This is a genomic window from Brevundimonas sp. Leaf363 (assembly GCF_001424025.1).
In the GTDB taxonomy this organism is placed as follows: domain Bacteria; phylum Pseudomonadota; class Alphaproteobacteria; order Caulobacterales; family Caulobacteraceae; genus Brevundimonas.
The window spans coordinates 357,506-382,204 of sequence record NZ_LMPZ01000001.1; the positions used below are offsets into that span (position 1 = coordinate 357,506).

The 24,699-nt window shown below is 68.8% G+C and carries 21 protein-coding genes; 14 read left to right on the forward strand and 7 right to left on the reverse strand.

Annotation, left to right across the window (positions count from 1 at the left end):
• Nucleotides 1–122 precede the first annotated feature (122 nt).
• From ASG17_RS01785 to ASG17_RS01795, 3 genes are read left to right on the forward strand one after another with little or no spacing between them, the layout of a single operon-like run.
• A complete protein-coding gene (locus ASG17_RS01785) occupies nucleotides 123–1,598 on the forward strand; it encodes a CpaF family protein (protein ID WP_056098970.1) in 1,476 nt (491 codons plus the stop codon).
• A gap of 6 nt (nucleotides 1,599–1,604) precedes the next feature.
• Nucleotides 1,605–2,591, forward strand: a complete 987-nt coding sequence (locus tag ASG17_RS01790) for a type II secretion system F family protein (protein WP_056098387.1) — start codon at nucleotides 1,605–1,607, stop codon at nucleotides 2,589–2,591.
• 9 nt (nucleotides 2,592–2,600) lie between these two features.
• Nucleotides 2,601–3,596, forward strand: a complete 996-nt coding sequence (locus tag ASG17_RS01795; protein WP_235560333.1) for a type II secretion system F family protein — start codon at nucleotides 2,601–2,603, stop codon at nucleotides 3,594–3,596.
• Between the two features lie 6 nt (nucleotides 3,597–3,602).
• Here ASG17_RS01795 and ASG17_RS01800 read toward each other — a convergent pair whose 3' ends face one another.
• The 5 genes from ASG17_RS01800 to ASG17_RS01820 form a co-directional block, all read right to left on the reverse strand.
• Nucleotides 3,603–3,917 carry a type II toxin-antitoxin system RelE/ParE family toxin gene (locus ASG17_RS01800; RefSeq protein ID WP_056098388.1) on the reverse strand — a complete coding sequence of 105 codons (315 nt, stop codon included), beginning with the start codon at nucleotides 3,915–3,917 and terminating at the stop codon, nucleotides 3,603–3,605.
• A gap of 4 nt (nucleotides 3,918–3,921) precedes the next feature.
• Nucleotides 3,922–4,176, reverse strand: a complete 255-nt coding sequence (locus ASG17_RS01805; protein WP_056098390.1) for a hypothetical protein — start codon at nucleotides 4,174–4,176, stop codon at nucleotides 3,922–3,924.
• A 61-nt stretch (nucleotides 4,177–4,237) separates the two neighbouring features.
• The gene (locus tag ASG17_RS01810; RefSeq protein ID WP_056098393.1) at nucleotides 4,238–4,663 is read right to left on the reverse strand and encodes an SRPBCC domain-containing protein; all 426 of its coding nucleotides are present in this window, start codon (nucleotides 4,661–4,663) and stop codon (nucleotides 4,238–4,240) included.
• Between the two features lie 32 nt (nucleotides 4,664–4,695).
• Nucleotides 4,696–5,991: an MFS transporter gene (locus ASG17_RS01815; RefSeq protein WP_056098395.1), complete on the reverse strand. Its 1,296-nt coding sequence runs from the start codon at nucleotides 5,989–5,991 to the stop codon at nucleotides 4,696–4,698.
• Nucleotides 5,988–6,380: a hypothetical protein gene (locus tag ASG17_RS01820; RefSeq protein WP_235560334.1), complete on the reverse strand. Its 393-nt coding sequence runs from the start codon at nucleotides 6,378–6,380 to the stop codon at nucleotides 5,988–5,990. The genes ASG17_RS01815 and ASG17_RS01820 overlap by 4 nt, the downstream gene beginning before the upstream one ends.
• A 24-nt stretch (nucleotides 6,381–6,404) precedes the next feature.
• On the opposite strand from ASG17_RS01820, the gene ASG17_RS01825 reads away from it, so the two are divergent.
• From ASG17_RS01825 to ASG17_RS01875, 11 genes are all read left to right on the forward strand, one after another.
• Nucleotides 6,405–7,718: an amidohydrolase gene (locus tag ASG17_RS01825; protein ID WP_082496083.1), complete on the forward strand. Its 1,314-nt coding sequence runs from the start codon at nucleotides 6,405–6,407 to the stop codon at nucleotides 7,716–7,718.
• Nucleotides 7,719–7,941: 223 nt separating this feature from the next.
• Entirely contained in the window at nucleotides 7,942–10,950 is a 3,009-nt protein-coding gene (locus tag ASG17_RS01830; RefSeq protein WP_056098397.1) for a 2-oxoglutarate dehydrogenase E1 component, read from the forward strand.
• Between the two features lie 47 nt (nucleotides 10,951–10,997).
• Nucleotides 10,998–12,602, forward strand: coding sequence for a 2-oxoglutarate dehydrogenase complex dihydrolipoyllysine-residue succinyltransferase (odhB, locus tag ASG17_RS01835; protein ID WP_056098398.1), 1,605 nt, complete (start codon nucleotides 10,998–11,000; stop codon nucleotides 12,600–12,602).
• 15 nt (nucleotides 12,603–12,617) lie between these two features.
• The gene (locus ASG17_RS01840) at nucleotides 12,618–13,037 is read left to right on the forward strand and encodes a hypothetical protein (RefSeq protein ID WP_056098400.1); all 420 of its coding nucleotides are present in this window, start codon (nucleotides 12,618–12,620) and stop codon (nucleotides 13,035–13,037) included.
• Nucleotides 13,038–13,087: 50 nt separating this feature from the next.
• Nucleotides 13,088–14,164 (forward strand): phenylalanine--tRNA ligase subunit alpha, encoded by a 1,077-nt coding sequence (gene pheS, locus ASG17_RS01845; RefSeq protein WP_056098402.1) that lies wholly within the window; start codon nucleotides 13,088–13,090, stop codon nucleotides 14,162–14,164.
• Nucleotide 14,165: 1 nt separating this feature from the next.
• The gene (locus ASG17_RS01850; protein WP_056098404.1) at nucleotides 14,166–14,576 is read left to right on the forward strand and encodes a hypothetical protein; all 411 of its coding nucleotides are present in this window, start codon (nucleotides 14,166–14,168) and stop codon (nucleotides 14,574–14,576) included.
• Nucleotides 14,573–17,005: a phenylalanine--tRNA ligase subunit beta gene (gene pheT, locus ASG17_RS01855; protein WP_056098406.1), complete on the forward strand. Its 2,433-nt coding sequence runs from the start codon at nucleotides 14,573–14,575 to the stop codon at nucleotides 17,003–17,005. The genes ASG17_RS01850 and pheT overlap by 4 nt, the downstream gene beginning before the upstream one ends.
• A complete protein-coding gene (locus ASG17_RS01860; protein WP_056098408.1) occupies nucleotides 17,002–17,544 on the forward strand; it encodes a TIGR00645 family protein in 543 nt (180 codons plus the stop codon). The genes pheT and ASG17_RS01860 overlap by 4 nt, the downstream gene beginning before the upstream one ends.
• A 153-nt stretch (nucleotides 17,545–17,697) precedes the next feature.
• Entirely contained in the window at nucleotides 17,698–18,306 is a 609-nt protein-coding gene (locus ASG17_RS01865; protein WP_056098410.1) for a DUF1134 domain-containing protein, read from the forward strand.
• 225 nt (nucleotides 18,307–18,531) lie between these two features.
• The gene (gene recQ, locus ASG17_RS01870) at nucleotides 18,532–20,403 is read left to right on the forward strand and encodes a DNA helicase RecQ (protein ID WP_056098412.1); all 1,872 of its coding nucleotides are present in this window, start codon (nucleotides 18,532–18,534) and stop codon (nucleotides 20,401–20,403) included.
• Nucleotides 20,404–20,531: 128 nt separating this feature from the next.
• Complete coding sequence (locus ASG17_RS01875) at nucleotides 20,532–21,929, forward strand: alginate export family protein (RefSeq protein ID WP_082496057.1); 1,398 nt, start codon at nucleotides 20,532–20,534, stop codon at nucleotides 21,927–21,929.
• 15 nt (nucleotides 21,930–21,944) lie between these two features.
• Here the strand turns inward: ASG17_RS01875 and ASG17_RS01880 are convergent, their stop codons facing one another.
• A complete protein-coding gene (locus tag ASG17_RS01880; protein WP_056098414.1) occupies nucleotides 21,945–23,549 on the reverse strand; it encodes an alpha-N-arabinofuranosidase in 1,605 nt (534 codons plus the stop codon).
• Nucleotides 23,550–23,635: 86 nt separating this feature from the next.
• Nucleotides 23,636–24,535: an alpha/beta hydrolase gene (locus ASG17_RS01885; RefSeq protein WP_056098416.1), complete on the reverse strand. Its 900-nt coding sequence runs from the start codon at nucleotides 24,533–24,535 to the stop codon at nucleotides 23,636–23,638.
• Nucleotides 24,536–24,699: the final 164 nt, after the last annotated feature.

Below are 24,699 nucleotides of genomic sequence, written 5' to 3' on the forward strand. Positions count from 1 at the left end.
TCGGCAAGCGCACAGGATCGCCCGGCGACGCCCCGGCCGCCTATCGCGCGCCGGAGCCCGTGCAGCCGGCGCATCAGCCCGCCCAGCCCGAGTTCTCGGGCGTTCAGACCCAGCCGTTCAGCATGGGGCTGGACGAACCGGCTCCGTCGGCCGCGCCTGCGGGCGGCGCGCAGCCGACCGACCGACTGGACGCCCTGGCTTCGCGCCCGCGTCCCAAGCCCGAAGCCCCGGCCCAGTCCGCGCCCAACGGCGCCGGGCCCAAGGCCACGGCCGGCTTCGAACAGCTGAAGAAGGCCCAGGCCGTCGCCGAGATCGTCCGCGAGCAGTCGGACTACTACCACGCGACCAAGACGACGATCTTCAACGCCCTGATGAACACCATCGACCTGGCCCAGCTGGCGCAGCTGGACCCCAAGGCGGCGGCGGAAGAGATCCGGGACATCGTCGCCGAACTGGTGGCGATCAAGAACGTCTCCATGTCGGTGGCCGAGCAGGAGCACCTGGTTCAGGACATCGTCAACGACGTCCTTGGCTATGGGCCGCTGGAGCCCCTGCTGGGCCGCGACGACATCGCCGACATCATGGTCAACGGCGCCGGCCGGGTGTTCATCGAAGTGGGCGGCAAGGTCCAGCTGACCAACGTCCGCTTCCGCGACAACACCCAGCTGATGAACATCTGCCAGCGGATCGTGTCGCAGGTCGGCCGCCGCGTGGACGAGAGCAGCCCCATCTGCGACGCCCGCCTGCCGGACGGGTCGCGCGTCAACGTCATCGCCCCGCCGCTGGCGATCGACGGGCCGACGCTGACGATCCGGAAGTTCAAGAAAGACAAGCTGACGATGCGCAACCTGGTGGAGTACGCCTCCATCAGCCCGGAAGGGGCGCGCGTCCTCGGCGTCATCGGCGCCTGCCGATGCAATGTCGTCATCTCCGGCGGTACGGGGTCGGGCAAGACGACCCTGCTGAACACCCTGACCGCCTTCATCGACCCGACCGAGCGCGTCATCACCTGCGAGGACGCCGCCGAGCTGCAGCTGCAGCAGCCGCACGTCGTGCGCCTGGAGACCCGGCCGCCGAACCTGGAGGGTCAGGGCACCATCACCATGCGCGACCTGGTGAAGAACTGCCTGCGGATGCGTCCCGAGCGGATCATCGTCGGCGAGGTGCGCGGCCCCGAAGCGTTCGACCTGCTGCAGGCGATGAACACCGGCCACGACGGCTCGATGGGCACGCTGCACGCCAACTCGCCGCGTGAAGCCATCAGCCGGATGGAATCGATGATCACCATGGGCGGCTACGGCCTGCCGTCCAAGACGATCCGCGAGATGATCACCGGCTCGGTCGACGTCATCATCCAGGCCGCCCGCCTGCGCGATGGCTCGCGCCGCATCACACACATCACCGAGGTGGTCGGTCTGGAAGGCGACGTGATCGTCACCCAGGACCTGTTCATCTACGAGATCACCGGCGAGGACGAGAACGGCAAGATCATCGGCCGTCACCGCTCGACCGGCATCGCGCGCCCGCGTTTCTGGGACCGCGCCCGATATTACGGGCTGGAGCGCGAACTGGCCGAAGCCCTGGACGCGGCGGAGTAACGGCCGATGCTTCCCATTCTCGCGGCCCTGCTGGCCTTCATCACCATCGGCGGACTGGGCTGGGCCTTCGTGGGCGGCGACAGCAGCGACGGCGCCCAGGCGATCAAGCGCATCGAGGGTCTGAACGGCAAGAAGTCGCCCGCCGCCAAGAAGGCCGCCGCCGCCGCGGCCGCCGCCAATACGCCGGAGGCGCGCCGCAAGCAGATCATGGGTCAGCTGCAGGAGGCCGAACGCCGCGAGCGCAAGGCGCGCCTGACCATGGCCGCCAAGCTGAAGCACGCCGGCCTGTCGATCACCATGCGGACCTTCGTCATCATCAGCGTGGCGCTGGGCCTGACCGCCGGCCTGCTGGCGCTGCTGTTCGGGATGAACATCTTCATCGCCCTGGGTCTGGGCGTCGTCTTCGGTCTGGGCCTGCCGCGCTGGGTCGTCGGCTTCCTGGGCAAGCGCCGGATGAAGAAGTTCTCGATGGAGTTCGCCAACGCCGTCGACGTCATCGTGCGCGGCATCAAGTCGGGCCTGCCGGTCCATGAGTGCTTCAAGATCATCGGCCGCGAGAGCCCGGCGCCCCTGGGGCCGGAGTTTCAGCGTCTGACCGAGGGCCTGTCCGTCGGCCTGACGCTCGAGCAGGCGCTGGCCAAGATGTACGAGCGGATGCCGACGCCCGAGCTGAAGTTCTTCGCCATCGTCATCGCCATCCAGCAAAAGACGGGCGGCAACCTGGCCGAGGCCCTGTCCAACCTGACCACCGTGCTGCGCGCGCGCCGGATGATGGCCGAGAAGATCAAGGCGCTGTCGTCCGAAGCGACCGCTTCGGCGGGCATCATCGGCTCGCTGCCGCCGGCGGTGATGATCCTCGTCAGCCTGACGACCCCGGCCTACATGGCCCTGCTGTTCACCGACCGGCGCGGCCAGTTCATGCTGCTGGTCGCCGTCGTCATGATGAGCTTCGGCGTCTTCGTGATGAAGAAGATGATTTCGTTCAAGTTCTGAGGGCGCGACATGATTTCCGACCTCATGAGCTTCATGACCGACCCTCAGAGCCTGCTGAGCCTGATCGTGGGCGTCCTGGCCTTCGCCGCCATCCTGACCCTGCTGTCCTCGCTGGGCGGCGGCGAGAAGCTGGAAGGCCGGATGAAGGCCGTCGCCGTGCGCCGCGAGGAGCTGAAGCGCCGGTCGCGCGCGGCCATCGCCGGGCAGGGCGGCGGGATGGGCGGCCTGCGCCACACCGATGACGGCTTCAAGAAGCGGGTCGTCGACCGGCTGAACCTGACCAAGCTGCTGGAAGATCCGCAGGTCGCGGACAAGATGGCCCAGGCCGGGTTCCGGGGGCCCAAGCCGCTGACGACCTTCTACTTCTTCCGCTTCTCTATGCCGTTCATCTTCCTGCTGGTCGCGGCCTTCTATCTGTTCGTGTTCAACGACTTCGGCCTGGCCGTAATGGTGCGGGTCACCATCGTCATGGGCGCGGCGGTGGTCGGCTTCTACGCGCCGAACCTCTATCTCTCGAACCGCATCTCGAAGCGGAAGACCTCGATCATGCAGGCCTTCCCCGATGCGCTGGACCTGCTGCTGATCTGCGTCGAGGCCGGGATGTCGATCGAGGCGGCCATCCAGAAGGTCAGCCAGGAGATCGGCGGATCGTCCATCGACCTGGCCGAGGAACTGACCCTGTTGTCGGCCGAGCTGAGCTATCTGCCGGATCGGCGCCTGGCCTATGAAGGCTTGGCCAAGCGGACCAACCATCCGGGCGTGAAGTCGGTCGCCACCGCCATGACCCAGGCCGAAAGCTACGGCACGCCGCTGGGCTCGGCGCTGCGCGTGATGGCCAAGGAAAACCGCGAACTGCGTCTCTCGGCGGCGGAAAAGAAGGCGGCGGCCCTGCCGGCCAAGCTGACCGTGCCGATGATCCTGTTCTTCCTGCCGGTGCTGTTCATCGTCATCCTGACCCCGGCGATCATCAACATCCAGGACACGATGGCCAAGGGCGGGGGCTGAGGCGGCTTAGGGATTCGTGTCCTCACGGAAGCGATCCATCTGGTGCATTCGCTCGTGCAGGATCGTGACGATACCGATGTCGCCGTTCCGCAACCGCCGCCAATAGACGACGTGACGCTCGTAGCGGACGTAGAATCCCTCGACGCCGAAGTCAGCCGGCGCCGGCTTCGACAGGATGCGGTGGTCGTCGATTTGCTCGAATGCTTCGAACAGGCCGGTGATGTAGCGGTCCGCCTGGGCCGAGCCCCAGTTGTCGCGGGTGTAGCGGTAGATTTCGTCGATGCGGTGCGAGGCCGCTGTCTGGACGAGGACCGTCGCCATTCGATCAGCCCTGGTTGCGCGCGATCACCTCGGCCGCAGTGAGCGGCTTGTAGGATTTGTCCGGAGCCGCGAAGGCTTGGGTGAGTTCGGCCTTCAACCGCTCGAAAGCCTCGGCTTCAGCCCGTTCCTTGTCTCGGCGGATCAGGTCGCGAACATACTCGCTGATGTTTTCATAGGCGCCCGCCTCATTGACGTTGGCGGCCACGAAGTCGCTGAGCGCGCCGCTAAGACGGACAGTCATCGTCGTGGTGCGAGACATGAGTTGCTTCTCCAGCGAGGCGTCTTCAATATGACCAAGAATGAAGACGCGGCAAGGCGCTTCAGCCCTCAGCCAGCGCCTTCATCTTATCGCCGATCTCCTCCAGCGCGGGTCGCAGGGCGGCGCGGTGCTTGTCGTAGTGGAGCTCGCCGCGCAGGCCAGCGAACTGGATCCCGTTGGCGAAGATGCAGTTGCCGGGGTTCAGCTCGTCGATCTCGAAATAGCGCACGGCGTTGAACAGGAAGCCGCGCTTCTCGACCCAGACCAGGCGATTCAGCGGCGTCCAGTCGTTCAGGGAGACCACGGCGTTACGCTCGGGCTGTCCGGGGAAAGTCTCGACCAGCTGCAGAGGGGCGTGGAAGGCCAGGCGGCCCTCGACGGCCTCATAGGCGTTCCAGAGCGACCAGCGTTCGAGGTCGGCCAGCACCTCCCATATGCGGTCCGAGGTGGCCTGGACGCCGATGCGGTTCTCAATGCGACTGTTCATGCCTCGCTCTTAGCGGCGGGCAGGGGGGCTGACTACACCGCGCCTTCGGGCCCGGGCTGGCTGGCGGGGGCCTGGGCCGTGGCCTTTCGTCGCCGGCCACCTCCTGACTTAGAGGGGGGCAGGCGCATCTCCGGCCGCCGGAAGCACAGAACCATCGCCGCCGCCAGGAACAGGACATTGGCGGCGAAGGGCGCGGGGGTGGCCAGTTCGTAGAGGGCGACGCCCAGCACCGGCGGAACGAGGAAGCTGACGCCTGCGATGGAGGCCATCAGGCCCGCCACCGCGCCCTGCTCGCGCGCGGTCACCGCCAGCGACGCGCCGGCGGTGAAGCCGGGCCGGGCAAAGCCGACGCCCATCGAGACCAGGGCGTAGCTGACCACCACGCCGTTGTAGCCCGGCGCGACCAGGCTGAGCGCATTGCCGGCCAGCGCGAGCCCGGCGCCCCAGACCATCAGCTCGTTCGGCTTCATCTTCAGCAGCGGGATCAAACCCCACTGGGCCATCAGGGTGGCGGCGGCGCCGGCCAGCATGGCCACGCCGATGAAGGGCTGGGCCTGCCGGGCCGCCATGCCGGTCTTGGCCATCTCGTCGATGATGTGGAAGCCCAGCACCGAGATGTTGGTCGCCTGCACGCCCGTCACCAGCACGCCGTAGATCAGGAAACCGCGCAGACGCGGATCGCGCCACAGGCCCTTTGCGGCGATCTTGTCCGCCTCGGACGGTTTGCGCACCGCCTCGCCGCTGGGCAGGCTGCGCCACAGAAGGACGAAGACGACCAGGCCGATCAGGCTGAAGGCGTAGAGCGGACCGGCCAGACCCAGCACCGGCAGGATGAAGAAGGGCGCAAGCGCCGGGCCGATCACCGTGCCCAGGCCCTGACCCGACGCCAGCCAGGACAGCGCCTGGGTGCGGTTCTCCGGCGCGGTGCGGTCGGCGACATAGGCCTGGGTCGCCACCGGCGCGGCGCAGCCGAACAGGCCGTAGATGGAGCGGGCGATGACCATCAGGCCGAACGCCAGCATCGGCCCCAGCCATTTCTCCAGTCCGGCCGTCGCCGCCAGGCCGAAGCCGAACATGGAGACGACGAAGCCGCCGATGCCGACCAGCATGATCCGCTTGCGCCCGAACAGGTCGGATCGCTTGGCCCAGACCGGCGAGGCGATGGTCCAGAAGACGGCGGACAGGGCGAAGGCGGCCGAAACGGCGGTGTCGCCTATGCCGAACTCGCGCCCGATCGCCGGCAGCACCGACTGCAGCGCCATATTGCCCGACGCCGCGACCATGCTGACGACGAACAGCAGGATGAAGGCGGGCGAGCGGGGGTTCACGCCAGCAGGCCCTTGCGCCGGGTCGTTCGCCGGTCGAGGCCCAGCCGATCGCTCACCTCGACCAGATCGGCGCCGGCGGGGATGACGACCATCTCGTCCGGTCGCGCGGCGTTGACGGTCATGACCGCACCCTTGGGACAGACGTTGAAGCACTTGACCGCCAGCACGGCGATCTCGGCCTTACGGCCCTTTCCCGGCTTCAGATAGCGCTTCAGCGCCTTCTTCAGCGTCAGGTCCTCGTCGGGGCCGAAGCCTTTGCCTACCTTCTTCTGGCATTTGCTGCAGACCAGGACGACGTCCTTCCAGCGGGTCTTTGCAGTCTTGAAGGCGGCCATGGCGGGGACATCGACCATCGCCGCGCCTTGCGCAAGCCGGATGCGCAGGCTCAACTCGGCTTCGAAACGGAGACGCCCATGACCTTCGCCGCCCGCGCCGCCCTGATGGCCGCCGCCAGCCTGTTCGCCACGCCCGCGCTGGCTGCGCCCGATGCGGCCGCCGTCGATGCGGCGGTCGCGGCGGTGACGCCCGAGGTCGTGGCCTGGCGGCGCGACTTCCACCGTCATCCCGAACTGGGCTTCGCCGAGACGCAGACGGCCGGCGTCATCGCCGAGCATCTGAGGGGCCTGGGGCTGGAGGTCCGGACGCAGGTCGGAAAGACGGGCGTGATCGGCGTGCTGCGCGGCACGGCGGCCGGAGATGGCCAAGGTCACGTCGTGGCGTTGCGCTCAGATATGGACGCCCTGCCGGTGCTGGAGGCGACAGGGCTGCCTTTCGCCTCGACCGATACGGGAACCTACATGGGCCAGGTCGTGCCGGTGGCCCACGCCTGCGGTCACGACGCCCACATGGCCATGCTGATGGGCGCCGCCGAGGTGCTGGCCGGGATGAAGGACCAGATCCACGGCACGGTGGTGTTCATCTTCCAGCCCGCCGAGGAGGGCGCCCCTCCCGGAGAGCCCAAGGGCGGCGCGGCCCTGATGGTCGAGGAAGGCGCGCTGCAGAACCCGGCGGTGGAGGCCATCTTCGGCCTGCACGTCGTGCCGGGGAAGGCGGGGACCGTCTTCTATCGCCCGCGCGGCTTCATGGCGGCGTCGGACCGGATCGACATCACCCTGAACGGCCGCCAGACCCACGGCGCCTGGCCCTGGCGCGGCGTCGACGTCATCGCGGTGACCAGCCAGGTGATCGAGACGGTCAACACCCTGACGGCGCGGACCATCGACCCGACCACGACGCCGACGGTCTTCACCATCGCCACGATCGACGCGGGCGTCCGCTACAACATCATCCCCGACAAGGCGGTGATGTCGGGCACGCTGCGCACCTTCGACGAGACCCAGCGCAACGATCTGGTCCGCCGCGCCGAGGCGGCGATCGGCCATGTGGCCGAGGCCTACGGCGCGACAGCCGAGTTCTCGATCCGCCAGAACGCGGCCCTGACCTACAACGACCCGGACCTGTCGGCCTGGCTGGCGCCGGTGCTGCAGCGGGCGGCGGGCGCCGACAACGTCAATCCGGCCAGCCCGCCGACGACTGTGGCGGAGGACTTCAGCTACTTCCAGCAGGCCATTCCGGGCGTCTTCTACCATCTGGGCGGCACGGCCGACGGGCAGGATCCGGCCACGGCGGCCCCGAACCACTCGCCCGGCTTCGACGTCAACGAGGCGATCCTGCCGCTGGGGGTGAAGACCCACGTCTGGAGCGCGCTGGCGTTTCTGGAGCGCTGAGGGCGGGGTTCCGGCATTCGCCACACCCGCTGCCGTCATCCTCGGATCACGTCCGAGGATGACGGCCGATGTACGTTACCCGGCCGAAAAAGTGCGCCAATTGTCTGCGTAATCGTCGTTTCGCCCTTCTTCGGTCATGACCCATAAGGAAACAGCGCCTATATGAGCGGCGCCGCTTCCCGCGCGGGGTGCGCGCCGAGAAGCCCGAGGGACGAAGGACGACATGGCTGACGATTCCGGCCGCTTGAACCAGGTCTTTGCCGAGACCGCCTTCCTGTACGGCTCGAACGCGGCCTACATCGAGCAGCTGCACGCCAAGTGGGCCGCCGATCCGGCCTCCGTCCCCGACGAATGGCGCCGGTTCTTCGACCAGCTGCGCGACAGCGCCGCCGTCGTCAGCGCCTCGGCCCAGGCCGGGTCCTGGGGCCGCTCGACCGCGACCGAACCGACGGAAGAAACCGGCGTGTTCGACGGTCGCTGGCCCGCCCCTAAGCTTGATCCCAAGAAGCCCGCCGCGCCCGCCCCGGCCGCCGCCACCCAGGCCCCGGCCGCCCCGCCCGCCGTGTCGGCCGAGGCGGTCCGCGCCGCCGCCCACGATTCCATCCGCGCCCTGATGCTGATCCGCGCCTATCGCGTGCGCGGGCACCTGGCGGCGACGCTGGACCCGCTGGGCATCGAAGCGCCGTCGAACAACCCCGAGCTGACGCCGGAGTTCTACGGCTTCGCCGAAGCCGACCTGGACCGTTCGATCTTCCTGGACGGCGTGCTGGGGATGCAGACCGGCAGCATCCGCGAAGTGCTGGCCCTCTTGCAACGCACCTACTGCGGCCACATCGGCGTCCAGTACATGCACATCGCCGAACCCGAGGAGAAGGCGTGGCTGCAGGCCCGCATCGAGGGTCCGGACAAGTTCGAGCAGAACGGCTTCACCCGCGAGGGCAAGCTGGCGATCCTGAACAAGCTGATCGAGGCCGAGGGCTTCGAGCGGTTCCTGCACAAGCGCTTCCCCGGCACCAAGCGCTTCGGCCTGGACGGCGGCGAGGCCATGGTCCCCGCGCTGGAGCAGGTGATCAAGCGCGGCGGCCAGCTGGGCATCGACGAGATCGTGCTGGGCATGGCCCACCGCGGCCGCCTGAACGTGCTCGCGGCCGTCATGGGCAAGCCCTACAAGGCCATCTTCCACGAGTTCCAGGGCGGCTCGACCGTGCCGTCGGACATCGAGGGATCGGGCGACGTCAAATACCACATGGGCGCCTCGTCGGACCGCAAGTTCGACGACAACACCGTCCACCTGTCGCTGACCGCGAATCCGTCGCACCTGGAGATCGTCAACCCGGTCGTGCTGGGCAAGGCGCGCGCCAAGCAGGCGTTCGACATCCGCGACGCCAACGCCGGCGTGCCGGAAGAGCAATGGGCGCTGGACCGCACCAAGGTCGCCCCGCTGCTGATCCACGGCGACGCCGCCTTCGCCGGCCAGGGCGTGGTGGCCGAGTGTTTCGCCCTGATGGGACTGAAGGGCTACCGCACCGGCGGCACCCTGCACTTCGTCATCAACAACCAGATTGGCTTCACGACCTCGCCGCGAAACAGCCGGTCGAGCCCCTATCCGTCGGACGTGGCCCTGATGGTCCAGGCGCCGATCTTCCACGTCAACGGCGACGATCCCGAAGCGGTCGTCTTCGCCGCCAAGGTCGCGACCGAGTTCCGCCAGAAGTTCCACAAGGACGTGGTGGTGGACATGTTCTGCTACCGCCGCTTCGGCCACAACGAGGGCGACGACCCGACCTTCACCCAGCCGGTGATGTACGCCAAGATCCGCGCCCAGCCGTCGACGCGCGAGATCTACTCCGAGCGCCTGATCGCCGAGGGCGTGATCACCCAGGCCGAGGTGGACGCCGAGCTGGCCCGCTTCGAGGCTTTCCTCGACAGCGAGTTCGAGGCCGGCAAGGCCTTCAAGGCCGAGAAGGCCGACTGGCTGGACGGCAAGTGGGTCGGGCTGGAGCGTCCAAAGGACGAGGAGCGCCGTGGCGACACCGCCCTGCCGCTGGCCAAGCTGAAGGACCTGGGCGCGCGTCTGACGACCGTCCCCAACTCGATCGACGTCCACAAGACGCTGAAGCGCGTCTATGAGGGTCGCCGCGAGGCGATCGACAGCGGCGAGGGTCTGGACTGGTCCACCGCCGAGAGCCTGGCCTTCGCCGGCCTGCTGGACGAAGGATTCCCGGTCCGCCTGTCGGGCCAGGATTCGGTGCGCGGCACCTTCTCGCAGCGCCACTCGGGCGTCATCGATCAGACGACCGAGGTCCGCTACGTCCCGCTGAACAACCTGCGCGAAGGCCAGGCGGCGTTCGAGGTGATCGATTCCGCCCTATCCGAAGAGGCGGTGCTGGGCTTCGAATACGGCTACGCCCTGGCCGACCCGAACAGCCTGGTGCTGTGGGAGGCCCAGTTTGGCGACTTCGTGAACGGCGCCCAGGTGGTGATCGACCAGTTCATCAGTTCGGGCGAGCGCAAATGGCTGCGGATGTGCGGCCTGACGATGCTGTTGCCGCACGGCTATGAGGGCCAGGGCCCGGAACACTCCTCGGCCCGCCTCGAGCGGTTCCTGCAGCAGTGCGCCGAGGACAACATCCAGGTCGCCAACTGCACGACCCCGGCCAACTATTTCCACATCCTGCGCCGGCAGATGCACCGGTCGTTCCGCAAGCCGCTGATCCTGATGACGCCCAAGTCGCTTTTGCGGCACAAGAAGGCGACGTCGAAGCTGAGCGAGCTGGCCGAGGGGTCGTCCTTCCACCGCGTCCTGCACGACGACGCCCAGACGCGTCCTGACATCACCGCCATCAAGATCCGCGCGGACAAGGACATCCGCCGCGTCGTCATGTGCTCGGGCAAGGTGTATTACGACCTGCTGGACGCCCGCGATAAGGCGGGCGTGGACGACGTCTACATCCTGCGCCTGGAGCAGTTCTATCCGTGGCCGATCAAGTCGGTGACGAACGAGCTCAACCGCTTCCCCAACGCCGAACTGGTCTGGTGCCAGGAAGAGCCGAAGAACATGGGCGGCTGGACCTTCGTCGATCCGTGGCTGGAGCTGACGCTCGACAAGATGAGCATCAAGGCCAAGCGCGCCCGCTACGTCGGTCGCCCGGCCTCGGCCTCGACCGCCGCGGGCCTGATGAGCCGGCACCTGAAAGAACTCGAAGCCTTCACGACCGAGGCGTTCGCCTGATAGGCGTACGCTGAACCGCACACGACGCAAGAAGACCTGGACCCGACATGGCCGACATCCTGACCCCCGCCCTGGGCGAATCCGTTTCCGAGGCGACCATCGCCAAATGGACCAAGAAAGTCGGCGAACCGGTCAAGAAGGACGAGGTCCTGGTCGAGCTGGAGACCGACAAGGTCTCGCTGGAAGTCGTGGCCCCGTCGGACGGCACCCTGGGCGCCATCAAGTTCGGCGAGGGCGACACCGTCACGCCGGGCGCCGTCCTGGGTTCGGTGAGCGAAGGCGCCGCCGCCCCGGCGTCGGCCGCAGCCGCCGCGCCCAAGGCTGAAGCGCCCAAGGCTGAGGCGCCCAAGGCCGCCGCGACGACGTCGGTCCCCGCCACGCCGGCCCCCGCCGCCAAGGCCGCGCCCGCCCCGACTTCGGCCGCGGCTTCGGCCGCCGCCAGCCCGATCAACGTCCCGACCATGGGCGAAAGCGTCGCCGAGGGCTCGATGGGAGCCTGGCTCAAGGCGTCGGGCGATACCGTCAAGAAGGACGAACTGCTGGTCGAGATCGAGACCGACAAGGTGGCGGTGGAAGTCTCCGCCCCCGCCGACGGCATCCTGACCATCACCGCCGAGGCCGGCGCGACCGTCACCCCCGGCCAGCAGATCGGCTCGATCGCCGGCGGCGCAGGCGCGACTTCCGCCCCTGCCGCCGCCCCCGCTGCCGCGGCTCCGGCCAACAGCGGTTCGGCCCAAGTAAAGTCCGACGCCGTCCAGACCAATGGCGCCCTGTCGCCGGCCGTGCAGCGCGTGGTCGCCGAGAACAACCTGGATCCCAAGGCCATCGCCGCCACCGGTCCGAAGGGCAACATCACCAAGGGCGACGCCCTCGCGGCCATCGGCTCGGCCGCCCCTGCCGCCGCTCCGGCTCCGGCTCCGGCCGCTGCCCCGGCCGCCCCGCGCGCGGATCAGCCGCGCGAGGAGCGGGTCAAGATGACCCGCCTGCGCCAGACCATCGCGCGTCGCCTGAAGGAATCGCAGAACACGGCCGCCCAACTGACCACCTTCAACGAGGTGGACATGACCAACGTCATGGCCCTGCGCACCGCCTACAAGGACACGTTCGAGAAGCGCCACGGCGTCAAGCTGGGCTTCATGTCCTTCTTCACCAAGGCGGTGATCGCCGCCCTGCACGAGATCCCGGCCGTCAACGCCGAGATCGACGGCACGGACATCATCTACAAGAACCACTATGACATCGGCATCGCCGTCGGCACCGAGAAGGGGCTGGTCGTGCCGGTGCTGCGCGACGCCGATACGCTGTCGCTGGCCGGCATCGAGAAGGGCATCGCGGCGTTGGGCAAGGCGGCCCGCGACGGCGCCCTGACCATGGACCAGCTGCAGGGCGGCACCTTCACCATCACCAACGGCGGCACCTACGGCTCTCTGATGTCGACGCCGATCCTGAACGCGCCGCAGTCGGGCATCCTGGGGATGCACAACATCGTGCAGCGCCCGATGGCCATCAACGGCGAGGTGAAGATCCGCCCGATGATGTACCTGGCCCTCAGCTACGATCACCGCATCGTGGACGGCAAGGAAGCCGTGACCTTCCTGGTGCGCGTCAAGGAACTGCTGGAAGACCCGCAGCGCGCGCTGCTGGACCTGTAAGGCCCGGGGCGGGCGATGTCGCTGGTCGAGATCGCCCGCTTCGACGACGTCTACCGCGCCGACCTAGCCGCCGCCTTCCTGGCGGATCACGGCATCGACGTGGATGTGACCGAGCGGTTCCAGACCACGGTCGAGCCCTATATGCAGCGGGCGCTCGGCATCCGCCTGCTGGCGCCCGCCCATCTGGCCGAAGCCGCGCGCGACCTGCTGGCGCGCGCCGAGGCCGGCGAGTTCGCCGCGCCTGACGACGACGCGCCGGACGGCCCCGACATGCGGACAAGAGCCGTCGCCACCGGAATGGCGGTGTTCCTGTGGTCGGCCGGGACCTTCTGGGGACCCAACTTGCCTCGGCGGTTTCGGACCGTTCACTGGATCGGCGCCGGTCTGATCGGGGTCGCGGCCGTGACCAGCGCCTGGATCTGGATAAGGTTCTAGACCGCTAGCTAGGTGACGAAAGCGCCCGGGGCGGCTAGAGCCTGCCGTCCATGACCGATCTCCCCCAGCTTGAACTCGACCTGATGGCCGCCATCGGCGGCGCCGACGATCTGGCGGCGCTGGACGCCGTGCGCGTCTCGGCGCTGGGCAAGACGGGCGTCGTCTCCGGTCTGCTGAAAGGCATGGGGGCGATGAGCCCCGATGAGCGCCGCGAGCAGGGGCCGGTCATCAACGGCCTGCGCGACCGTGCGACCGCCGCCATCGCCGCCCGCAAGACCGAGCTGGAAGACGCCGCGCTCGAAGCCAAACTGGCCGCCGAGACCATCGACCTGTCGTTGCCGGCCCGGCCGCGTCGCAAGGGCTCGGTCCACCCGACCCTGCAGGTGATGGACGAGCTGATCGCCATCTTCGCCGAGATGGGTTTCGCGGTCGCGGAAGGCCCGGACATCGAGGACGACTTCCACAACTTCACCGCCCTGAACTTCCCGCCCAAGCATCCGGCGCGAGAGATGCACGACACCTTCTTCCTGAAGCCTGACCCGGAAACGGGCGAGCGCAAGGTGCTGCGGACCCACACCAGCCCGGTGCAGGTGCGCACGATGATGAGCCAGACGCCGCCGATCCGCATCGTCGCGCCGGGCCGCACCTTCCGCAAGGACAGCGACGCCACCCACACCCCCATGTTCCACCAGATCGAGGGTCTGGTGATCGACAAGGGGATCCACATGGGTCACCTGAAGACGACCCTGACCACGCTGGTGGCGCGCTTCTTCGAGGTCGACGACGTGCAGGCGCGGTTTCGGCCGCACCACTTCCCCTTCACCGAGCCGTCCGCCGAGATGGACATCCGCTGCGACCGCTCGGGCGGCAAGCTGACGCTGAACACCGGCGAGGACTGGCTGGAGGTTCTGGGCTGCGGGATGGTGCATCCCAATGTGCTGCGGAACTGTGGCCTGGACCCGGATGAATGGCAGGGCTTCGCCTTCGGCATGGGCGTCGATCGCCTGGCCATGCTGAAGTACGGCGTGCCGGACCTGCGCCCCATGTTCGAGACCGACGTGCGCTGGCTGGCGCACTACGGCTTCACCGCCTTCCAGGCCCCCAACCCCGCTTCCGGACTGTCCTGACATGAGCTTCACCAACAATCTGGTCACCCAGAAGACGGCGACCCGCTTCGATCCGAGCGCCACCGTGTTCGACAAGGTGCAGGTGCCGCTGTTCGACCTGTTCCGCGCCAATCTGGAAAAGGGCGGCGGGACGGTGCTGAAGGGCCGCACCTTCAAGGGCTGCATCCTGGAGGGGCCGGCCGTGGTGCTGGTTCTGCTGGGCACGCGCTTCCTGCGCACCAACTTCAACTCGCCGGGCGACATCCGCGAGATCCTGTTCGCGCCCGTCTCGCCGACCAAGGCGATCGGCGCCATTCCGATGGCTGACTGCGTGTTCGAGGACTGCACCTTCGTGGCCACCGGCTTCACCGGCCACCAGAACTTCATCGATCTGATGATCAATGAGCTCGGCGGGCCCAAGGGGAACGCATGAGGTTCACCCTCTCCTGGCTGAAGGACCACCTCGACACCGAGGCGGAGGTCGGCGCCGTCGCCGAGGCCATGACCATGGCCGGGCTGGAGGTCGAGGAAGTCGTCGATCCGGTCGGCAAGCTGGCCCCCTTCACCGTCGCCCGCATCGTCTCGGCTGAACAGCATCCGAACGCCGATCGGCTTCGCGTCTGCCAGGTCGAGACCGTGGACGGGATGAAGGAGATCGTCTGCGGCGCCCCGAACGCGCGCGCGGGGCTCACCACCATCTACGCCCCCATCGGCGCCTATGTGCCCGGCCTGGGCGTCACCCTGGTCGAGAAGCCGGTGCGCGGCGTGGTCTCGAACGGGATGTTGTGCTCGGCCAGCGAGCTGGAACTGGCCGACGAAAGCGACGGCATTCTGGAGCTGGCGGACGACCTGTCGGTCGGAACGCCGGCGGCGGGCGTCTTCGGCGCGGAGCCGGTGATCGACTTCGAGGTGACGCCGAACCGGCCCGACTGGCTGGGTGTCGCCGGCATCGCCCGCGACCTGGCCGCCGCCAGCGTAGGAACGCTGAAGACCCCGGCCATCGAACCGGTGCGGGGAACCTTCGCCAGCCCGATCACGGTGCGGATCGAGGCCCCCGAGATCTGCCCGGTCTTCGCCGGCCGCGTCATCCGGGGCGTCAGGAACGGCCCGTCGCCGGAGTGGCTGCAACGCCGCCTGACCGCCATCGGCCTGCGCTCCATCAACCGGCTGGTCGATGTGACCAACCTGATCGCCTACGACCGCGCCCGGCCGCTACACGTCTATGACGCGGCCAAACTTGTCGGCGCCGAGATCGTGGTGCGAGCGGGCAGGGCAGCCGAACCACATCACATCGACGGCAAGTTCATCGGGGATGCGCTGGAGCACCTGATCGCCTTGGACGGCAAAACGTATGCGCTGTGGCCGGACATGGCCGTCATCGCCGATGCGGCGGGCGAGCGGCCGATCGGCCTGGGCGGCGTCATGGGCGGCGAAAGCACCGGCTGTTCGGACGACACTGTCGACGTCTTCGTCGAGGGCGCCTGGTTCGACCCCATCGCGACGGCCCAGACCGGCCGGTCGCTGACCATCAGCTCGGACGCCCAGTACCGGTTCGCGCGCGGCGTGGACACGGCCTCGCTCGTGCCCGGGCTGGAGCTGGCGACCAAGCTGATCCTCGATCTGTGCGGCGGCGAGCCGTCGGAGATCGTGGTGGCCGGTATGGCGCCGGCCCTGCCTGCGCCGGTCGCCTTCGATCCCGGCCACGTCGCGCGCCTGACGGGCCTCCAGCTGTCGGACGACCGCATCGCCGAGATCCTGATCGCGCTCGGCTTCGAGATCGCGCGTGGAACGCCTTGGACCGTCACCCCGCCGTCGTGGCGTCGGGACGTCGAGGGCTCGGCCGATCTGGTCGAGGAGGTCGCACGGATCGAGGGGTTCGACGCCCTGCCGTCCACGCCCCTGCCGAACGCCCCGCGCGCCGCCGGCGGCGTGCTGAACCCGCGTCAGGCCCGCGTCCGCACCGCCCGCCGCGCCCTGGCCTCGCTGGGCTATGCCGAGGCCGTGACCTGGTCCTTCACCAGCCAGGCGACCGCCGCCCTGTTCGATGGCGGCGATGAGCGGCTGGTCATCGACAACCCCATCGCGGCCGATCTGGACTGCATGCGGCCGTCGATCCTGCCCAATCTGATCCAGGCGGCTGCGCGCAACGCCGCGCGCGGTTTCGCCGACGCGGCCCTGTTCGAGATCGGCCCGATCTATCTGGGCGACAGCCCCAAGGATCAGCGCACGGCCATCACCGGCCTGATCGCGCCGAACGCCACCCGTCACTGGAGCGGTCAGGGCGATGACGCCCTGTTCGGCCTGAAGGCCGACGTCCTGCAACTCCTGGAGCTGATTGGCGCGCCGGTCGGATCGTTGCAGCTGGCCCAGGGCCAGAACCGCAGCTGGTGGCATCCCGGCCGCTCGGCCCGGCTGCAGCTGGGGCCCAAGGCCGTCATGGCCGAGTTCGGCGCCCTGCACCCGCGCGTGCTACAGGCGCTGGACGCGTCTGGCCCGATGCTGGCCTTCGAGATCATCCTCGACGCTGTGCCCGAGCCTCGCTCGAAAGGCGGCAAGGCGCGCCCGGCCGCCGGCCTGACCAACCTGATGCCCCTGACCCGCGACTTCGCCTTCGTGATCGAGGAAGCCAGGGCGGCCGGCGATCTGATCCGGGCCGTGGCCGGCGCCGACAAGGCGCTGATCGCCGACGTCCGCGTCTTCGACGTCTATCGCGGACCGGGCGTCGACGCCGGCTTCAAGTCGGTGGCGCTGGAGGTCGATATCCAGCCGCGCGACGCGACCCTGACCGAGGCCGAGATCGAGGCCCTGTCCGCCCGCGTCGTCGCCGCCGCCCAGAAGCTGGGCGCCCGCCTGAGAGCATGAGCATGAAGCCCCGCCTTGAGACCGCCTTCGAGCGGATGCTGTTCCGCTCGCGCTGGCTGATGGCGCCCTTCTACGTCGGCCTGGTCGCGGCGCTGCTCATGCTGCTGGTCGTGTTCGTGCGGGAGCTGATTTACTATGTGCCGCAGGCCTTCGCGGCCGATCACGCCATGAGCTCCAACGACGCCATCCTGGCGGTGCTGACGCTGGTGGACCTGTCGCTGGCGGGCAATCTGCTGCTGATCGTGATGTTCTCGGGCTATGAGAACTTCGTCTCCAAGCTGGACCTGGAGGGCGAGACGGACCGGCCGCCGTGGATGGGCACGGTCGACTTCTCGGGCCTGAAGATGAAGCTGATCGCCTCCATCGTGGCGATCTCGGGCATCCAGCTGCTGAAGACCTTCATGAACTTCGCCGAGCTGGGCCAGGCCGTGAACGAGAGCGAGGCCATGTGGGGCGTCATCATCCACCTGGCCTTCGTCTGCTCCGGCGTGCTGCTGGCCCTGATGGACTGGCTGTCGGGCAAGACCGAGAAGCATTGAGCGAAGAGGGGGCGCTATCGCTCGCGTCGCGGACGCTCGCTGCTTGAGCGCAGGCTGCGTGTGGGGCGGGCGCGTAATGTCCCGTTAACCCTCAGGCCCAAAGCCTGCCGCAAAGTGAGCCGACGGTGGCGCTTCGATTTCGGAGCCTCCCCCATGCATCGTCGCCAGCTGATCCAGACCGGCCTGTCCGGTCTCGCCGTCACCGCCGTGGGCGCCTGCGCCACGCGGCCGGCCGCCGATCCGGCCTATCCGATCCGCTCGGACCAGAACGCCCAGTCCTACACGGCCGACGAACTGGTCGCGGCCGGCTCGCGCGAGCTGGGCATCGCCGCCGAGGCCATGGGCGGCGCCATCGAGCGCATCTTCGCCGACCAGGGCGACAGCCCCACCGCCTATATCGCCGGCGAGGAAGGCTCGGGCGCCATCGTCCTGGGCGCCCGCTACGGTCGCGGCGCGCTGCACATGAAGGACCTGTCGGCCTCGCAGGAAGTGTTCTGGCAGGGCGCCTCGATCGGCTGGGACTGGGGCGGCAACGCCAGCCGCGTCTTCACCCTGGTCTACGGCCTCTATCACCCCGACATGCTCTATCGCCGCTACCCGGGCGTGGAGGGCTCGGCCTATCTGATCGGCGGCGTGGGGGTGAACTATCAGCGCGCCGACGGCATCGTGCTGGCCCCGGTCCGCACCGGCGTGGGCCTGCGCCTGGGCGCGAACGTCGGCACCATGAGCTACAGCCGCCAGCGGAACATTCTGCCTTTCTAAGAGGGGCGCTATCGCGAGCGTCGCGGACGCTCGCTGCTTGAGCGCTGAAGATCCTCCCCCATAGGGGGAGGGGGACCGCTCTTGCGGTGGAGGGGGCTTGCCCCACGCGCGGCGCCGGACCTCGCGAACTCCAGACCGGCCTTGAGCCCCCTCCACCACTTCGTGGTTCCCCTCCCGGGAGGATTTGCCGCTGACACACCGGAACATTTCCGGCACAAACGCCCGATGCTGGCCTCAACCATCCACCACGACCCGCTCGCCGAGGCGCGGGCGACGCTGCATCGCGTATGGGGTCACGCCGACTTCCGCGGGCGTCAGGCCCAGGTGGTCGAGGCGGCGCTGGAGGGGCGCGACGTCATGGCCGTGCTGCCGACCGGCGGCGGCAAGTCGGTCTGCTATCAGATCCCCGCCATGCTGCGGCCCGGCCTCGGGCTGGTCGTCTCGCCGCTGATCGCCCTGATGACCGATCAGGTCGAGGCGCTGAAGCAACTGGGGGTGAAGGCGGCGCGTCTGGATTCGACGCTGAGCATGGACGAACGGTCGGCCATCTGGCGGGCGGCGCGGGAGGGGGATCTAGACCTGCTCTATGTCTCGCCCGAAGGGCTGGCCGGGCCGTCGATGACCGACCGGCTGCAGGAGCTGCCGCTCAGCCTCATCGCCATCGACGAGGCGCACTGCGTCAGTCAGTGGGGCCACGACTTCCGCCCCGACTATCGCAACCTGGGGCGGCTGAAGACCCTCTTCCCCGGCGTCCCGCGCATCGCTGTCACCGCCACCGCCGACGCCCGCACGCGCGAGGACATCGTCCGCTCGCTGGACCTGGATGAGGCGGTCGTGGTGGTCGACAGCTTCGAGCGACCGAACCTGCAATTGGCCGCGGTTCGCAAACCCAGCGCCAGTCGCCAGAAGACCGACGAGACGGTCGCTGCCCTGGTCGCGGCTCGCCCCGGCCAGTCGGGCGTCATCTACTGCGGCTCGCGCGACGCCTGCGAGCGGGTGGCCGACGCCCTGAAGGCCACGGGCGTCAACGCCATCGCCTATCACGCCGGGTTCGGCGGGGACGAGCGCGACCGGCGGCTGGCGCGGTTCCTGGCCGAGGACGGCGCGGTCATGGTGGCGACCATCGCCTTCGGCATGGGGGTGGACAAGCCGGACGTCCGCTTCGTCATCCACGCCGATCCGCCGGGCAGCCTGGAAGCCTATTGGCAGGAGATCGGCCGGGCCGGGCGCGACGGCGAACCGGCCGAGGGCATCACCCTGTACGGTCCCAGCGACATCGCCTGGTCGCTGCGGCGGCTGGAAGGGCGGCCGATGGCCGAGGAGGTGCGGCGGGTCCAGACGGCCAAGGCGCGCCAGTTGTTCGCCATGCTGGACGGCGCGCGGTGCCGGCCCCAGGCGGTGCGGCGGTACTTTGGGGAGACGGACGCGCAGGTGTGCGGCGTCTGCGACGTCTGCCGCGATCCGCCGGAGCTCTATGACGCCACCACCCCGGCCCAGAAGGCGCTGGCGGCGGTGCAGCGGCTGGACCAGCGGTTCGGGCGCGGGCGGGTCATCGATCACCTGACCGGCCGGACCAAGGACGTGCAGGACTGGGAGCAGGGGCTGTCGACCTGGGGCATCGGGGCGGATGTATCGCCGAACGGCTGGCGCGACGTGATCGACCACCTGCTGTTCGAAGGCCTGCTGGAAGAAGATCCCAACGACGGCCGCCCGCTGATCCGGCTCGGCGACCCAGAGGCTGTGCGCGCCGTCTACAAGGGCGAGACACGGATCGAGGTGCGCAGGGAACTGGCCGGCTTTGACGCCTCGACCCGGTCCGGCAACCCTCGACGCCGGGGGGAAGGCCGCAACATGGCCGCCGAGGCCATGTCCGCCGACGTCCGCGCCCGCTTCGAGGCCCTGCGCACCTGGCGCAAGGACCGCGCCGCCGAACAGCGCGTGCCGCCCTATGTGATCTTCCACGACAAGGTGCTGGCCGAGATCGCCGCGCGCGATCCGGGCGGCCTGGATGCGCTGGGGCGGTTGCCGGGCGTGGGGGCGGGGAAACTGGACCGCTATGGCGCGTCGCTGCTGGAGGCGTTGGCGGCGGCGGGTTGAGGGGTCTTGTCGAAACCCTAGTCTGTTAGTAGACAAACCATCCGGGCCGACGCGGGCGCCCGGTGTCGGCAGTTCGTTCGCCCAAGACCCGCTCACCGTTCACGCCCTGTGCGGGACGAGGAGCGCCTATGTTCAGAGTCCCCATCGTCGCCGCCGTGTCGTTCGCCACCGGCGCGGCTCTCCTGCTCTCTGCCGGTCCGTCGTTGGCGCAGACGACGTCGCCCGGCTTGCTCGCCGACGTTCTTGGAGCCGGCGATGCGCTGAGGGTCTCGGGGTCGGTCCGGGCCCGTTATGAAGCCATCGACGGCCAAGTCCGGCCGGGTTTCGAGGCTGAGAGCGATCTGGTCAATCTGCGCACCACCGTCTTCGCGGAATACGACTTCGGCGGGCTGCGCGTGGGCGGCGAGCTGTACGACAGCCGGGCCTACGGCGGCGATGTGCGGACGCCGATCTCGACCAATGAGGTCAATACGGCGGAGCTCGTCCAGGCCTATGTGGCGGCCGACTGGTCGGCGCCGCTCGGCGCGGGAACGCGCGCCTCCGTTCAGGCCGGGCGGTTCCTGATGAACCTGGGGTCGCGCCGGCTGGTGGCGGCCGACGACTATCGCAACACGACAAACAGCTACACGGGCGTGCGGGCGGACCTGACCGCGCGGGACGGCGTAAAGGCCACCGCCTTCTATGTCCTGCCGCAGGTTCGCCTGCCGGATGGCCTGCCGTCGGTGCTGGACAATCGCACGCGGACGGATCGGGAGAGCGACGACCTTGTGCTGTTCGGCGGTCTGGTCAGCAAGGCGAACGCCTTCGCCGGGATGACGGTCGAGGGGACCTATGTGCGGCTGGAGGAGCAGGATGCGCCCGGCCGGCCGACGCGCAACCGTTCGCTCGACACCTATGGGGCGCGCCTGATCCGGGATCCCAAGCCGGGCGCTCTGGACGGCGAGGTCGAGGTGCTGCGCCAGACCGGATCGATCCGCAGCGGCCTGGGTCCATCCGATCGCGTGCTCGACGTCTCCGCCGAGTTCGTGCACGCCGACGTCGGCTACAGCTTCAGGTCCGCCTGGGCGCCGCACGTGGTGGCCGAGTTCGACTATGCCAGCGGGGATGACGGGGCGGCGTCCTACGGCCGGTTCGACACCCTGTTCGGCATGCGCCGGGCCGACTTCGCGCCGGCCGGGCTCTACAACGCGGTCAGCCGGTCCAATCTGGTCTCGCCCGGCCTGAGGCTGGAGGTGACGCCGAACCGCCGCTGGGACGCCTTCGTGTCGGGGCGGCTGATGTGGCTGGCCAGCGACGTGGACAGCTTCGCGACCACGGGCGTGCGCGATCCGCTGGGTCGTTCCGGTGATGACGCCGGCGGCCAGATCGACGGGCGGGTGCGGTGGTGGGTCGTGCCCGACCGCCTGCGGTTCGAGGCCGACGGCGTTTGGCTGTCGAAGGGATCGTTCCTGCGCGACGCGCCGAACGCACCGGCGTCGGGTGACGCCAGCCGTTACGTCTCGCTCAATCTGACGGCCTACTTCTAGGGCGGCGGCGTAGCCCTACTCCACCCGCACCACGACGATCGCCTTCGGCGGCAACTCGAACCGCAACCCGCCCTGCGCAGCACGCGCCGTATAGGCGACGGGCTTGACCGCCTGCGGGTGGTCGAAGTCGTTCAGGCTGTCGACGGCCGGGGCGGTCAGGATCTGGCCTGTCGCGCCTCTTGGCGTGACGCTGGCCAGGACGACGTCCAGGGTCGCGGGGTTGTGCGGGTCAAGGTTGGTCAGGGACAGCCAGACCTGGCCTTGCGCGTCGCGAGCGGCGACGGCGTCGACGCGGGGCAGGCGGATGTCGCCGAAGGCGTAGGTTCCGGCCTCGAAGGTGACCGGCACGACCGTCGCGCCCTGGAACGGAACGTACATCCGATAGACGTGGTAGGTCGGCGTCAGAACCATTTTCGGCCCGTCCGTCAGGATCATGGCCTGAAGCACATTGGCCATCTGGGCGATGTTGGTCCCGCGCACCCGGTCGGCATGGCGCATGAAGATGTTCAGGTTCAGCGTCGCCAGCATGGCGTCGCGCAGGGTGTTCTGCTGTTGCAGAAAGCCGGGATTGCTGCCCGGCGTCGGGTCGGCCCACAGGCCCCATTCGTCGACGTAGAGGCCCAGAACCTTCTCCGGGTCATAGCGGTCCATGATGGCGGTCTGGTGCTCGATCCAGCCGTTCATCTGCAGGGTGGCGCGGATGGCCTTGGCGTATTCGTCCTCGCCGAAGTCCTGGCTGGGGCCCTTGTGCTCCCAGACATTGGGGATGGTGTAGGCGTGCAGCGAGACGCCCTCGATGTTCCAGCTCCACACCCGGTCCTTCCAGGCCTGCATGACCTGTTCGGTATAGTCGGCGTTCTGGCTGTCCCATCCGACGGCGACGCGCTGCATGGCGTCGGGGCTGACCGGCCCGGTGGCGGGGTCAGCGTTCTGGGCCGGGTTCAGGTTGCGGGTGAAGTGGGCGAACCGCTTCATCTCCTCGACATAGTGGTCGGCCGACATGGCGCCGCCGCAGCCCCAGTTCTCGTTGCCGAGGCCCAGGATCTTGATCTTGTAGGGCTCCGGGTGGCCGTTGCGGGCGCGCTCCTGCGCCAGGGCCGTGGGCTGGTCGGCGGTCAGGTATTCCAGCCAGTCCGCCGCCTCCTGCACCGTGCCCGAGCCGACGTTGACCGACAGGAAGACGTCGGCGCCGACCTGCTCGGCGAAGTCCATGAACTCGTGCGTGCCGAAGGTGTTGGGCTCGATCACCCCGCCCCAGCTGGCGTTCAGACGGGCGGTGCGGTTGGGGCCGATCCCGTCGCGCCAGTGGTATTCGTCCGCGAAGCACCCGCCGGGCCAGCGCACATTGGGGACCTTGATGTCGCGCAGGGCCTGGACCACGTCGGAGCGCACGCCGCGGACATTGGGGATGGACGAGTCCGGCCCGACCCAGACGCCGCCGTAAATGCCGGTCCCCAGATGCTCTGCGAACTGGCCGAAGATGTCCGGATCGATCACGGCGCCGGGGGTCGTGGGATCGACCCGCACCGTCACGGGCGAAGGCGACTGAGCCAGGGCGGGCGCGGCGACCAGGGCGAAGGCCAGCGCGGATGTCGCGCACAGGATGCGTAGGGCCGTCATCGGTCGTCCTCCCCCAATCGCCGCTTCGGCGTATTTGTCGGAGTAATAGAGACCGTGAGAAAGGATTTCGTCAAGCGGCTGTGTGGCTACTCGCCGAGGAACCGGTTCATCGCCTGCATGAAACGCGCGGGCTGTTCGATCATCACCTGATGCTCGGCGCCCTCGATGCGTTCGTAGCGGATGGGGCTGGTCAGGGTGCGGAAGCTGGCGCGCCAGAGGGCGTCGAGGCGGTTGCGCGGATTGTTGCTGTCGGCGCTCCAGCCATAGACCAGGGTCACGGGCGCGCGGATGGCGGGCAGGCGGGGGCGCAGGTCCACGGTCATGACCTCATAGAGGCCTTGCGCCAGCACGCGCCGGTCGCCGCCCTGCAGGCCCAGGCTGCGGAACAGCACGTCGCCCGCCGCGCCCAGGTCGCCGCCCATTCGCGCGGCCTGGCTCTGCAGCGCCTGGTCGCCGAACAGCATCAGGGCCTGGTAGCCGATGCGGGCGATGGGCTCGACCTCCGCGCTGGTGGCGCGCTCGTCGATCAGGGCGGGGAAGAAGGGGGCGGCGTCCACCACCATCACCCGGCTGACCCGATCCGGCGACGCGGCGGCGACCCGCAGGGCGAGCTGGCCGCCCATCGAATGGCCGACGACCGAGATGCGCTGCAGGTTCTGCTGCCGGATGTAGCGAAGAATCTCGGTCGTCGCGGGCCCTTCCAGCCCGCCCGAGGCGTTGGCGCCGATATCCGTCTGGCCGAAGCCACGCAGGGTGATCAGGTGGACGCGGTAGCGGTTCTGAAGCTGGCTCGCCGTCGAGCGCCAGGCCGAGGCGGTCGAGCCCAGGCCGGGGATGAACAGGATGTCCGGGCCGTTCGCGGGCCCTCGCGTCTCCACCAGAATGCGGTCGGACCGGAAGGGAGCGGGAGGCTGTTGCGCCTGGGCGCCGGCGCCGGCGGCGGCCGACAAGGCGAGGAAGAGAAGGGCGAGCAGCAGTCGGATCATGGCGGCGTCCTAACGCACGAACCCGGCGAAACGACGACGTTCTCCCTCCCCTTTATGGGGAGGGTGGCTGGCGCGAAAGCGCCAGACGGGTGGGGAGGTTCAGAGCGCCGACTGGATGCCCTTTCGGGCCCCACCCCGCCACCTTCGGCGTCTTCCCTCCCCAT

What these genes read in the sequence shown, in the direction of transcription:
- ASG17_RS01785 (WP_056098970.1), top strand. Translation starts at nt 123, where the DNA reads ATGGGGCTGGACGAACCGGCTCCGTCGGCCGCGCCTGCGGGCGGCGCG.
- ASG17_RS01790 (WP_056098387.1), top strand. Translation starts at nt 1,605, where the DNA reads ATGCTTCCCATTCTCGCGGCCCTGCTGGCCTTCATCACCATCGGCGGA.
- ASG17_RS01795 (WP_235560333.1), top strand. Translation starts at nt 2,601, where the DNA reads ATGATTTCCGACCTCATGAGCTTCATGACCGACCCTCAGAGCCTGCTG.
- ASG17_RS01800 (WP_056098388.1), bottom strand. Translation starts at nt 3,917, where the DNA reads ATGGCGACGGTCCTCGTCCAGACAGCGGCCTCGCACCGCATCGACGAA.
- ASG17_RS01805 (WP_056098390.1), bottom strand. Translation starts at nt 4,176, where the DNA reads ATGTCTCGCACCACGACGATGACTGTCCGTCTTAGCGGCGCGCTCAGC.
- ASG17_RS01810 (WP_056098393.1), bottom strand. Translation starts at nt 4,663, where the DNA reads ATGAACAGTCGCATTGAGAACCGCATCGGCGTCCAGGCCACCTCGGAC.
- ASG17_RS01825 (WP_082496083.1), top strand. Translation starts at nt 6,405, where the DNA reads ATGACCTTCGCCGCCCGCGCCGCCCTGATGGCCGCCGCCAGCCTGTTC.
- ASG17_RS01830 (WP_056098397.1), top strand. Translation starts at nt 7,942, where the DNA reads ATGGCTGACGATTCCGGCCGCTTGAACCAGGTCTTTGCCGAGACCGCC.
- odhB (WP_056098398.1), top strand. Translation starts at nt 10,998, where the DNA reads ATGGCCGACATCCTGACCCCCGCCCTGGGCGAATCCGTTTCCGAGGCG.
- ASG17_RS01840 (WP_056098400.1), top strand. Translation starts at nt 12,618, where the DNA reads ATGTCGCTGGTCGAGATCGCCCGCTTCGACGACGTCTACCGCGCCGAC.
- pheS (WP_056098402.1), top strand. Translation starts at nt 13,088, where the DNA reads ATGACCGATCTCCCCCAGCTTGAACTCGACCTGATGGCCGCCATCGGC.
- ASG17_RS01850 (WP_056098404.1), top strand. Translation starts at nt 14,166, where the DNA reads ATGAGCTTCACCAACAATCTGGTCACCCAGAAGACGGCGACCCGCTTC.
- pheT (WP_056098406.1), top strand. Translation starts at nt 14,573, where the DNA reads ATGAGGTTCACCCTCTCCTGGCTGAAGGACCACCTCGACACCGAGGCG.
- ASG17_RS01860 (WP_056098408.1), top strand. Translation starts at nt 17,002, where the DNA reads ATGAGCATGAAGCCCCGCCTTGAGACCGCCTTCGAGCGGATGCTGTTC.
- ASG17_RS01865 (WP_056098410.1), top strand. Translation starts at nt 17,698, where the DNA reads ATGCATCGTCGCCAGCTGATCCAGACCGGCCTGTCCGGTCTCGCCGTC.
- recQ (WP_056098412.1), top strand. Translation starts at nt 18,532, where the DNA reads ATGCTGGCCTCAACCATCCACCACGACCCGCTCGCCGAGGCGCGGGCG.
- ASG17_RS01875 (WP_082496057.1), top strand. Translation starts at nt 20,532, where the DNA reads ATGTTCAGAGTCCCCATCGTCGCCGCCGTGTCGTTCGCCACCGGCGCG.
- ASG17_RS01880 (WP_056098414.1), bottom strand. Translation starts at nt 23,549, where the DNA reads ATGACGGCCCTACGCATCCTGTGCGCGACATCCGCGCTGGCCTTCGCC.
- ASG17_RS01885 (WP_056098416.1), bottom strand. Translation starts at nt 24,535, where the DNA reads ATGATCCGACTGCTGCTCGCCCTTCTCTTCCTCGCCTTGTCGGCCGCC.